The 11,730-nt window shown below is 65.2% G+C and carries 7 protein-coding genes; all 7 read left to right on the top strand.

What is annotated here, in order from left to right; translation table 11 throughout:
* Nucleotides 1-115: 115 nt before the first annotated feature.
* Complete coding sequence (locus tag ACMGGG_RS07420) at nt 116-283, top strand: DUF6026 family protein (RefSeq protein WP_226938273.1); 168 nt, start codon at nt 116-118, stop codon at nt 281-283.
* A 535-nt stretch (nt 284-818) separates the two neighbouring features.
* Complete coding sequence (glgA, locus tag ACMGGG_RS07415) at nt 819-2,378, top strand: glycogen synthase GlgA (RefSeq protein WP_063544230.1); 1,560 nt, start codon at nt 819-821, stop codon at nt 2,376-2,378.
* A 15-nt stretch (nt 2,379-2,393) separates the two neighbouring features.
* Entirely contained in the window at nt 2,394-4,136 is a 1,743-nt protein-coding gene (gene treZ / locus ACMGGG_RS07410) for a malto-oligosyltrehalose trehalohydrolase (protein WP_414155143.1), read from the top strand.
* Nucleotides 4,133-6,202 (top strand): 4-alpha-glucanotransferase, encoded by a 2,070-nt coding sequence (malQ, locus tag ACMGGG_RS07405; RefSeq protein ID WP_414155142.1) that lies wholly within the window; start codon nt 4,133-4,135, stop codon nt 6,200-6,202. The genes treZ and malQ overlap by 4 nt, the downstream gene beginning before the upstream one ends.
* Nucleotides 6,199-8,973 (top strand): malto-oligosyltrehalose synthase, encoded by a 2,775-nt coding sequence (locus ACMGGG_RS07400; RefSeq protein ID WP_414155141.1) that lies wholly within the window; start codon nt 6,199-6,201, stop codon nt 8,971-8,973. Before malQ ends, ACMGGG_RS07400 begins: the two co-directional genes overlap by 4 nt.
* A gap of 17 nt (nt 8,974-8,990) precedes the next feature.
* Complete coding sequence (locus ACMGGG_RS07395) at nt 8,991-9,254, top strand: DUF2934 domain-containing protein (protein ID WP_151924021.1); 264 nt, start codon at nt 8,991-8,993, stop codon at nt 9,252-9,254.
* A 254-nt stretch (nt 9,255-9,508) separates the two neighbouring features.
* Nucleotides 9,509-11,662, top strand: coding sequence for a glycogen debranching protein GlgX (glgX, locus tag ACMGGG_RS07390; RefSeq protein ID WP_054892359.1), 2,154 nt, complete (start codon nt 9,509-9,511; stop codon nt 11,660-11,662).
* Nucleotides 11,663-11,730 lie beyond the last annotated feature (68 nt).

Here is an 11,730-nt window from a genome sequence, read left to right as displayed (position 1 = left end):
CGGCGTGACCACCATAAACAAAAAAGTTCCCAAGGACAGGGAAAGAATTCAGAATGCGCGCCGCACGAAGCGTCTACGCTTGTTATTGTCACCAGCCAAACTGCGAGGTGTTCTCTTGGGTACCTACATGCCTGCCACTCCCCCCCAGACCCTCTATGTCACTGTGCGACGCGACGAATTGCGCCAACTGAAGGACGAGCGCGATCAACTGCGCCAGCAGGTAGCCGAGCTGAACCTGTTGCTCGAACAGGCCCGCCTGGGCAGCAAGGCTGCCGGCCTCTGACCTTTTCGCCGCGCCGCGCTCTGCGTGCGCGGCGCCCTACCGCCCCCTCATAGCGAAAAATGCCTTCAATGGCAGCCGCCTCTCTATAAGGTCTGTCTCAGGCCACCTGGATCGCGAGCTCCCCCCAAAGCCGGCAAACGCGCCGTTTCCGCAGCTCCAGTGCGCCAACGTTTGCGCGGATCAACGGTCATGCAAATTGTGACCAGCGGGTCATCCTTCCTACCTTTCGTCCCCTACACTGCGGATTCGGCCCGTGTTTTGCTCCGCAACCAGTGACGCAATCAAGTCGAACTTTCCAAAACACGGGTAGGTCAGGAAGTAAGTAGGCCACGCAAAGGGACTTCCTCACGCGTCAGCCCGCCCACCCCACACTTTCCAGGCGCCTGTTCGGCCGGAATGCCGCTCGCGCTGTGCCTGCGCGCACGACCATGGGGCAAGGAATGCACTACGAAGATGCTGAAAGCCAAAGCGAGAACAGATACGAGATAAACGTAACGGGTGCCACCACCCGCATGAACAAGGGACGGAGAGAAGTATGATCAGTGCCGCTGTCGAGCCTCACGCAGAATCATTCAACCTGGAAAATCGCGAGCCTGTTGCACCTGGCTTCGCCACGGCAGGCAAGGCACCCGCTACCACGCGCCGCAATAATCCGCACAAGCGCAAGGTGCTGTTCGTCACCTCCGAAATCGCCGACCTGGTCAAGACCGGCGGCCTGGGCGATGTCTCCGCAGCCCTGCCCAGGGCGCTGTCACACCTGCACGATGTGCGGGTCTTGATTCCGGGTTATCCGCAGGTGGTCGACAGCGACAACCCCATTCACATCGTCGGCGAAATCGGTGGCCATGCTGCGCTTCCGCCATGCAAGATCGGGCGCATGGACCTGCCGGATGGCCTGGTCATCTACGTGCTGATCTGCCCCGAGTTGTACGAGCGCGAAGGCACCCCATACGGTGCCAACAATGGCCGTGACTGGCCCGACAACCATATCCGTTTCGCCCGCCTGGGCCTGGCCGCCGCAGAGATCGCCGCAGGCGACGCAATGGCGCACTGGCGCCCCGATCTGGTGCACGCCCATGACTGGCCAGCCGGTCTGGCACCTGCCTACATGCACTGGCGCGGTCTGAATACGCCGACCTTGTTCACCATCCACAACCTCGCGTACCAGGGTGTCTACAGCCGAGGCTGCAGCCCGGAGCTGGCCATTCCCGACCATGCCATGCAGCAGGAAGGCATGGAATTCTACGGCAAGCTGTCATTCCTCAAGGCCGGGCTTGCCTACTCGAGCCACATCACCACGGTCAGTGCCACCTACGCCCGGGAGATCACCACGCCCGAGTTCGGCTGCGGCCTCGACGGTTTTCTTGCAAGCAAGGCCCAGCAAGGCCTGCTGGGCGGCATCCCCAATGGCATCGACGAGAGCTGGGATTCGGCCACCGACTCGCACCTGGTGCACAACTTCAGCATCAACGACTGGGAAGGCAAGGCACGCAATGCCGAGCAGGTCCGCGAGCTGTTCGGCCTGGAGCCGTCCGAAGGGCCCCTGTTCGCCGTGGTCTCGCGCCTGGTCTATCAGAAAGGCCTGGACCTGACGCTGAGCGTGGCCGACGACATCGTCCGTCAGGGCGGGCAAATCGCGATCATCGGCCGTGGCGAGCCGGAGGAAGAACAGGCCATGCGCGATCTGGCCCTGCGCCATCCGGGCCGCATCGGCGTGCGCATCGGCTTCAATGAAACCGATGCGCGGCGCATGTTCGCCGGCAGCGATTTTCTGCTGATGCCCTCGCGCTACGAGCCGTGCGGCTTGAGCCAGATGTACGCACAGCGTTTCGGCTCACTGCCGGTGGCGCGCAACACCGGCGGTCTGGCCGACACCATCGAAGATGGCGTCACGGGTTTCCTGTTCAACGAATCGAGCCCCGAGAGCTACCGCGAAGCCCTGAACCGCGCCTTCTACGTACACGGCAAGAAAGATCTGCTCAACGCCATGCGGTGCCTGTCGATGACTCAACCTTTCAACTGGTGCCAGGCGGTCGAACCCTACGCGCGCCTTTATGAGGAATTGGTCTGCCAGGCACATGGCCGCCACTACTGAACGAGGGCTACGAAGATGCACAGGCATGGCGCACAGCAACTGGACGCCACGTCGACGCGCTTCGCCCTCTGGGCGCCGGATGCGCGCAACGTGAGCGTGGAAATCGAGCGGCAGCCGTCTGTCGAGCTGCTGCCCGAGGAAAATGGCTGGTTTATCGGCATCGCCCCCTGCCAGGCGGGTGATCGCTACCATTTTAGGATCGACGGCCACATGCAGGTGGCAGACCCGGCGTCGCGCTACCAGCCTGACGGCGTGCACGGCCCCAGTGAAGTCGTCGATCCCCAGCGTTACGACTGGAAGCACCCCTGGCGAGGCCGCCCATGGCACGAGGCGGTGATCCAGGAACTGCACGTGGGCCTGCTAGGTGGCTACGTCGGCGTTTCCCAGCACCTGCCACGCCTGGCGGAACTGGGCATCACCGCCATCGAGCTGATGCCGATCAACCAGTTCCCGGGCGAGCGTAACTGGGGCTACGACGGTGCCCTGCCCTTCGCCCCACACAATGTCTACGGAAGCCCGGAGCAATTGTGCGCACTCATCGACCAGGCCCATGGCCACGGGCTGATGGTGATGCTCGATGTGGTCTACAACCACTTTGGCCCTGACGGCAATTACCTGCCGCAGTACGCCAGCCGGTTCTTCCGCGCAGACCGTCAGACGCCCTGGGGCGCCGCCATCGACTTTCGCCGTGCAGAAGTGCGCGAGTTCTTCATCCAGAACGCCCTGATGTGGCTGTGCGACTACCGCTTCGATGGCCTGCGCCTGGACGCCGTGCACGCCATCGACCAACCGGACTTTCTCGTCGAACTGGCCCGCCGCGTACGCGCCGCTGTCGAGCCGGGCCGCGAAGTGTGGCTGGTGCTGGAGAACGAACACAACCAAGCGGCGCTGCTTGAGCAAGGCTTCGACGCGCAGTGGAACGATGACGGCCACAACGCCCTGCACGTGCTGCTCACGGGCGAGACCGAAGGCTACTACGCCGACTACAAGCACCGTCCGATCGAACAACTGGCCCGCTGCCTGAGCGAAGGCTTCGTATTTCAGGGCGAGCCCAACCGCCATGGCACATCCCGTGGCGAGCCCAGCGCTCACCTGCCACCGAGTGCCTTCGTACTGTTCTTGCAGAACCACGACCAGATCGGCAACCGCGCCCTGGGCGAGCGTCTCGGTCGGCTGTGTCCGCCCCAGGCGTTGCGGGCCGCCACCGGCCTGCTGCTGTTGGCGCCAATGATCCCGCTACTGTTCATGGGTGACGAAGAAGGCAGTTGCCAGCCGTTCCTGTTCTTCACCGATTTCCACGATGAACTGGCCGATGCCGTGCGCGAAGGTCGGCGCGGCGAGTTCGCTCACTTCGCAGCCTTCGCCGACCCCGAGAAGCGCGCGCACATACCTGACCCCAACGCCCTGCAGACCTTCGAAGCCTCACGCCCGGTCAACACACACGTGCTCGCTGGCTGGCACGGCCTTTATCACCAACTGCTGCACATCCGCCATCGCGAGATCGTCCCGCGCCTGGTGGGCAGCCGCGCACTGGGCGTCAAAGTGCTCGGCGACAAAGCCCTCAGCGCCCGCTGGCGACTGGGCGACGGCTGCGAGTTGCGCATTGATTTGAACCTTGGCGCATCTGTGCAGCCCATTACTTTGCCAGGCATGGATACACGCCTGTTCGACAGCAGTGACAACGCCCATCCGGACTCCACCCTGGCCGCGTACAGCTGCGTGGTCAGCCTGCTTCCCTCTCGCCTGGAGACGCCATGAGCGAAATGCCCCTGCACCGTCTCGCCGCCCGCGCGGGCCTTTCCCGCGACTGGATAGACGCCAACGATCGTCCCCAGCAGGTCTCTGACGAGGCTCTGCGCCGGGTTCTGCAAGGGCTTGGCCATCCGGCCGAGGATGACGCTGCCATCGCGCGCAGCCTGGCCGCCCTGGAGCAGCTCGACAACAGCGAGCACCTGCCGCCACTGCTCACTGCCGACCTCGGCCAGCCGCTGGCCCTGACACGCTGGTTCAGCCCAAACAGCCAGGTACGTTGCACCCAGGAAGACGGCAGCGTGCACGCGCTGACCCTCGACCCACTGGCACAGCTGCCCGGCGAACTGCCTATCGGCTACCACCGCATGGAAATCGATGACCGACAGTTCACCGTCGCCGTCGCGCCGCCGCGTTGCCACAGCCTGCAGGACATAAGCGAGCAATCCCCGCCACGTCGCTGGGGCCTGGCCGTGCAACTCTACAGCCTGCGCCGCCCCGGCGACGGTGGCTATGGCGACTGCCTGGCCCTGGAGCAACTGGCGCGCAGTGCGGCAGAACGAGGCGCCGATGCGCTGGCGATCAGCCCGACCCATGCGTTGTCGATGTACGACCAACAGCACTTCAGCCCCTACTCACCGTCCAGCCGCCTGTTGCTCAACACGCTCTACGCCAGCCCCTCGGTACTGCTCGGCGAGCGCGAGGTGCGCATGGCGGCCGAGGCTGCGGGCCTGACCCAGAGCCTCGAAGACCTGGAGCAGACGTCGCTGGTCGACTGGCCGCGCGCGGCCGATGTGCGGCACAAGCTGCTCAAGGCGCTGTATGCAGATTTCAGCCAGAGCCAACATCCCCTGCGCCCGGACTTCGACAGCTTTCGCCAGTCCGCTGGCCAAGCCCTGGAGCACCATTGCCATTTCGAAGTGCTGCAGGCCGAAGCCGTGGAGCAAGGCCTGGGGGCCGACTGGCGCGCCTGGCCAGACGCCTGGCGCAGCCCCGAAGAGCCGGAAGTGCAGGCCATGGCGGCGGCCTATCCGGCGCGGGTGGAGTTTCATGCCTTCTGCCAATGGCTCACCGAGCGCAGCCTGCAACGCGCCCAGGAGGCCGCGCGCAGCAACGGCATGGGCATCGGCTTGATCGCTGACCTGGCGGTGGGTGCCGACGGCGCCGGCAGCCAGGCCTGGAGCCGCCAGGACGAACTGCTGGCCGAACTCAAGGTCGGCGCGCCGCCCGACATCCTCAACCGCTCCGGCCAGGACTGGGGCATCTGCGCCTTCTCGCCCGAGGGCCTCAAGCGCAACGGCTACCGTGCCTTCATCGAAATGCTGCGGGCCAACCTCGCCCACGCCGGCGGCCTGCGCATCGATCACGTGATGGGGCTGCGCCGCCTGTGGCTGATCCCGCGCGGTGCCAAGCCGAGCGAAGGCGCGTACCTGAACTACCCCGTCGAAGACCTGCTGCGCCTGCTGGCACTCGAGTCGGCACGTCATCAGGCCGTGATCCTCGGCGAAGACCTCGGCACCGTACCGTCCGGGCTGCGTGAGCAACTGGCAGACAAGGGCGTGCTGGGCATGCGCGTGCTGCCGTTCGAGCAGACCTCGCCCGGCCACTTCAAGCCGATCCTCGACTGGCCCGATACCGCCCTGGCCACCACTGGCACCCACGACCTCGCCCCGCTGGCCGGGTGGCTGCGAGCACGGGACATCGACTGGAACCACCGCCTGCAACTGATCGACGCCGCCACCGAACTGCACTGGCGGCATGAGCGTGAGCAGGAGATTCACGGCCTGCGCCGCAGCCTGGAAGCGAACTATGGCCCTTTGAAGGATAACGACGCCTTGATCGACACCGCCATCCGTTATGTCGGCCACACCCGCGCACCGCTCGTGCTGGTCCCGCTCGAAGACCTGCTCGGCAGCGACGAACAACCCAACCTGCCCGGCACCACCGACGGCCACCCCAACTGGCGCCGACGCTTCGCCCTGCCGGTTGCCGAACTGCTCGACGACGAAGATGCCGCACGCCGCCTGGAACTGCTGGCGCAGGCGCGCGAACAAGCCTGGGAGCGCGACCGATGAAACCCTTGACCGCCACCCAGCGCCTGCAATTTCACAGCGACTTCACCCTCGACGATGCCGTGCCACTGGTGCCCTACTTCGCCCGGTTGGGCATCAGCCACCTGTACGCGTCGCCCATACTCAAAGCCCGCGCCGGTTCCCGGCACGGCTACGACGTGGTCGATCCGACTCAGGTCAATCCCGAGCTGGGCGGCGAAGCGGCGCTGCAGCGGCTGGTGGCCGCGCTGCGCCAGCACGGCATGGGGCTGATCCTCGACACCGTGTCCAATCACATGGCCGTGGGCGGTGCCGACAACCCCTGGTGGCAGAGCCTGCTGGCCTGGGGACGGCGCAGCCCCTACGCCGAATTCTTCGATATCCAGTGGCACTCCAGCGACCCGCTGCTGGCCGGCCAGTTGCTGCTGCCGTTCCTGGGCAACGACTACGGTATCGCCCTGCAGAATGGCGAGATTCCGCTGACCTTCGACGCTGAGCAAGGGTTGCTGCAGATCGAGCACTACGAGCACCGTTTCCCGATCTGTCCGCTGGATTACGGACGGATTCTCGACCACAGCGAGGATCCTTCATTGCACGCGCTGGCCACGCGTTTCAGCGCCCTGAGCAACTGCACCGACCCACTTTCCGAGGTCCTGCCGTTGCACGCGGAACTGGCCCGCCTGGTACGCACCGGCGCCCACCTTGAACAGGCCCTGGCCGCCTTCGACAGCCGCAGCGAGCCTGGTTTCAAGCGCCTGCATCTGCTGCTCGAACGCCAGACCTACCGCCTGGCCAGTTGGCGCACCGCTGCCGACGACATCAACTGGCGGCGCTTTTTCGATATCAACGAGCTGGGCGGCCTGCGCGTGGAACGGGCCACGGTGTTCGAAGCGACCCACGCCAAGCTGTTCGAGCTGATCGCTCGCGGCCTGGTCGATGGCCTGCGCATCGACCATATCGACGGCCTGGCCGACCCTCGCCGCTACTGCCGCAACCTGCGTCGCCGTGTCGATCACTTGCTGGCCCTGCGTCCGCCAGAAGCGGCACTCGAACATTTCCCGATCTACGTGGAAAAGATCCTCGGTACCGACGAGCACCTGCACCAGGATTGGCTCACCGACGGCACCACCGGCTACGAGTTCATGAACCAGGTCTCGCTGCTGCAACACGACCCGGCCGGCGAAGTACCGTTGACCGAGCTCTGGCACAACGTCAGCGAACGCCCGGCGTTCGACGAGGAAGTGCGCATCGCAAGACGCCTGGTGCTCAATGCGAGCCTGGCCGGTGACTGCGAGTCGGTGGCCCAGGCGCTGTTGCAGGTCGCCCGCGACGACCTGATGACCCGCGACCTCACCCTCGGCGCAATCCGCCGTGCCCTGCAGGCGCTGGTCGAGCACTATTCGGTGTACCGCACCTACATCAATGCCTGTGGCCGCCCTGAGCAGGATGAGGCGTTCTTCCAGCGCGCCCTGGAAGGCGCCCGGCAGTCGCTCAGCGAAGCCGACTGGCCACTGCTCCAACACCTCGAACGCTGGCTCGGCGGACAGCCCTGGCGCCAGTTGCCTGTCGGGCGCGCGCGCAAGCACCTGCGCCACGCGTGCGTACGCTTCCAGCAACTGACCGCACCCAGCGCCGCCAAGGCGGTCGAGGACACGGCGTTCTACCGCAGCGCACGCCTGCTCTCGCGCAACGACGTGGGCTTCGAGGCCGAGCGGTTCAGCACCACACCTGCGCAGTTCCACAACGAAGCGCAGCGCCGCCTGCGCGACTTCCCGGATAACCTGCTGGCCACTGCCACCCACGACCACAAGCGCGGCGAAGACTGTCGCGCGCGCCTGGCGGTGCTCAGTGAACACAGCCAGTGGCTCGCCAGCCGCGTCGAGCACTGGCGCGAACTGGCCGAGCCGCTGCGTGAAACCCTCGAAGACGGCCTGGCACCGAGCCCCGGCGACGAGTTGCTGCTGTTCCAGACCCTGCTCGCCAGTTGGCCGCTGGAGCTGAGCCGTGATGACCCGCAGGGCCTGGAGCACTTTGCCGAACGTGTGCGCCAGTGGCAGCAGAAAGCCCTGCGCGAAGCTAAACTGCGCAGCAGCTGGGCCGCCCCCAACGAGCGCTACGAACAGGTCTGCGCCCGCTACCTCGATGGCCTCCTGCTCGACAGCGAAAACCAGCAACTGCGTCACTCGCTCGCCGACGCCGTGGCCCGCATCGCCTGCCCGGGCGCCCTCAACGGCCTGGTCCAGTGCCTGCTGCGCATGACCACACCCGGTGTGCCCGACCTGTACCAGGGCAACGAATACTGGGACTTGAGCCTGGTCGACCCGGACAACCGCCGCCCAGTGGACTACCCGGCAAGACGTGCCAGCCTGGACAACAGCCTGCCCGAGGCCGAACTGCTCGAACACTGGCGCGACGGGCGCATCAAGCAGGCCTTGATCGCCCGCGTGCTGGACCTGCGCCGAGCGCATCCCGAGCTGTTCCTGCGCGGTGCCTACCTTCCGCTCAACGCCCAGGGTCGCCACGCCGACAAGGTGCTGGCCTTCGCCCGACTCGGTGAGGGCGAGCGTGCCATCGTCATCGTGCCGCGGCTGGCCAGCGCCTTGCTGGGCGCAGCCCCGATACCCCTTATCCCGGCACAGAACTGGGACGATACCCGGCTTGTTTTGCCGTTTGCCTTGTCGCCTGCCACTTGCAAGGGACTTTTCGCACACACCGCTGTCAGCACTTCTAGGGAGCTGATGCTGAGCGATGTGCTGTCGGATTTTCCGCTCAACCTGTTGATTGAACATGCATGAATTTCAGGAGCGTCGAAATGAGTGTCGATGAAAAACGGATCCGCGAATTCGCCTACCAGATCTGGGAGTCGGAGGGTAAACCGGTAGGCGAGGAAGAGCGCCACTGGGAGATGGCCCGCAAGCTGGCCGAAGCCGAGGCCCTGGCGCCCAAGGCTGCGCCACGCAAGAAGGCCGCAGCCAAGCCCAAGGCACCTGCCGAACCCAAGGCTGCCGCGCTGCCGGCGGGCAAGCCTGTGACCGAGAAGAAACCACGGGCGCCGCGCAAGCCCGCCGCCGGCTGATACCCGCCTGCGGTTCAACCCAAGACCTGTGGAGCAGCTGCCTTGTTCAAAAGCCAAAGGCCAGCCCCTCCCTTTGAGAACAGCTGTCCTGTAAAAAATCCAAAGGCAAGCCTGTCCCTGTGGGAGCGGGCTTGCCCGCGAACACGGGCGTAGCCCGTGCCAGGCAGCGCGGTGTTTTTTTCGCGGGCAAGTCGCAGCGGCGAACCGCCGCTCCCGCAGCCGAATTCAATTCACCTGGCCAGACGAGGACTGTCATGACCCCACGCACCCCGAAGAAAACCCGTTCCGTCGCGCCAACCCGGATTCGCGAGGGCCTGCCCTTCCCGCTCGGTGCAACCTGGGACGGGCTGGGCGTGAATTTCGCGCTGTTCTCCGCCAACGCTACCAAGGTCGAGCTGTGCATCTTCGATGCGACCGGCGAAAACGAGCTCGAGCGCATCGAGCTGCCCGAATACACCGACGAGATCTACCACGGTTACCTGCCCGACGCGCATCCAGGGCTGGTCTATGGTTATCGCGTGCACGGCCCCTACGAGCCGCAGAACGGTCACCGTTTCAATGCCAACAAGCTGCTGATCGACCCCTACGCCAAGCAACTGGTGGGCGAGCTGAAATGGTCCGAGGCGCTGTTCGGCTACACCCTGGGGCACCCCGACGACGACCTGTCGTTCGATGAACGCGACAGCGCCCCCTTCGTGCCCAAGTGCAAGGTGGTCGACCCGGCCTTTACCTGGGGTCGCGACCAGCGGGTGCAGATTCCCTGGGAGCAGACCGTCATCTACGAAGCCCACGCCCGTGGCATCAGCATGCGCCACCCAGCTGTCCCCGAGCATCTGCGCGGCACCTTCGCAGGGCTTGCCAACGACGAGCTGCTGGGGCACATCAAGGATCTGGGCGTTTCCAGCATCGAGCTGCTGCCCATCCACGCCTTCGTCAACGACCAGCACCTGCTGGACAAGGGCCTGAACAACTACTGGGGCTACAACACCCTGGCCTTCTTCGCCCCCCATCCCAAATACCTGGCCAGTGGCAAGATCGCCGAGTTCAAGGAGATGGTCGCGCACGTCCACGAGAAGGGTCTGGAAGTGATCCTCGATGTGGTCTACAACCACACCGCCGAGGGCAACGAGCGTGGGCCGACCCTGTCGATGCGCGGCATCGACAACGCCTCTTACTACCGCCTGATGCCCGACGACAAGCGCTTCTACATCAACGATTCGGGCACCGGCAACACCCTGGACCTGAGCCACCCGTGCGTGCTGCAACTGGTCACCGACTCCCTGCGCTACTGGGCGGGCGAGATGCATGTGGACGGCTTCCGCTTCGACCTGGCGACCATCCTGGGTCGCTACCACGACGGTTACAGCGAGCGTCACAGCTTCCTCGTCGCCTGCCGCCAGGACCCGCTGCTGCGCAGCGTCAAGCTGATCGCCGAGCCGTGGGACTGCGGCCCCGGCGGCTACCAGGTGGGCAACTTCGCCCCCGGCTGGGCGGAATGGAACGACCGTTTCCGCGACACGGCACGGGCGTTCTGGAAAGGTGACGAAGGCCAACTCGCCGATTTCGCTGCCCGTCTGACAGGCTCAGGCGACATGTTCAACAATCGCGGTCGACGTCCCTACGCCTCGGTCAACTTCATCACCGCCCATGACGGCTTCACCCTGCGCGACCTGGTCTCGTACAACGAAAAGCACAACGAGGACAACGACGAGAACAACCAGGACGGCACCAGCAACAACCTATCCTGGAACTGCGGCGTCGAAGGCCCGACCGACGACCCCGAGATCAAGGCCCTGCGCCTGCGCCAGATGCGCAATTTCTTCGCCACCCTGCTGCTGTCGCAGGGTACGCCGATGATCGTCGCCGGTGACGAGTTCAGCCGCACCCAGCATGGCAACAACAACGCGTACTGCCAGGACAGCGAGATCGGCTGGGTCAATTGGGACCTGGACGACGAAGGCCAGGCGCTGCTGAAGTTCGTCAAGCGCCTTACCCAGCTCAGGTTGCAATACCCGGTGCTGCGCCGCTCAAGCTTCCTGGTCGGCGACTACAACGAAGCGATCGGGGTCAAGGACGTTACCTGGCTCGCCCCTGACGGCAGCGAAATGAGCGTCGAGCAGTGGGAGGACCCCCACGGCCGTTGCCTGGGCATGCTCATCGACGGCCGTGCGCAGGTCAGCGGCATCGCCCGGCCAGGGTCGGAAGCAACGGTGTTGCTGATCGTCAACGCGCACCACGACGTGGTGCCGTTCAAGCTGCCGAGCGTACCGGAGGGCGAGCATTGGAGCTGCCTGATCGATACCGATCGGCCGCAGTTGCGCAAGGCGCAGCACCTGGCGTTCGACAGCCTGTTCGAGGTGCAGGGCCGCTCGATGCTGTTGATGGTGCTGCAGCGCGACGAGGAATGATCAGCCGGCGATACCCGCCCTCGCCCGCGTGGCAATTGCCGATGGACTGCCCGGCAGCCCATCGGCAC

The sequence above is a fragment of the Pseudomonas sp. BNK-44-b genome (assembly GCF_047456245.1).
Taxonomy (GTDB): Bacteria; Pseudomonadota; Gammaproteobacteria; order Pseudomonadales; family Pseudomonadaceae; genus Aquipseudomonas; species Aquipseudomonas machongensis.
Note: the sequence above shows the minus strand (reverse complement) of the source record. Positions and strands in the feature narration are given on the sequence as shown.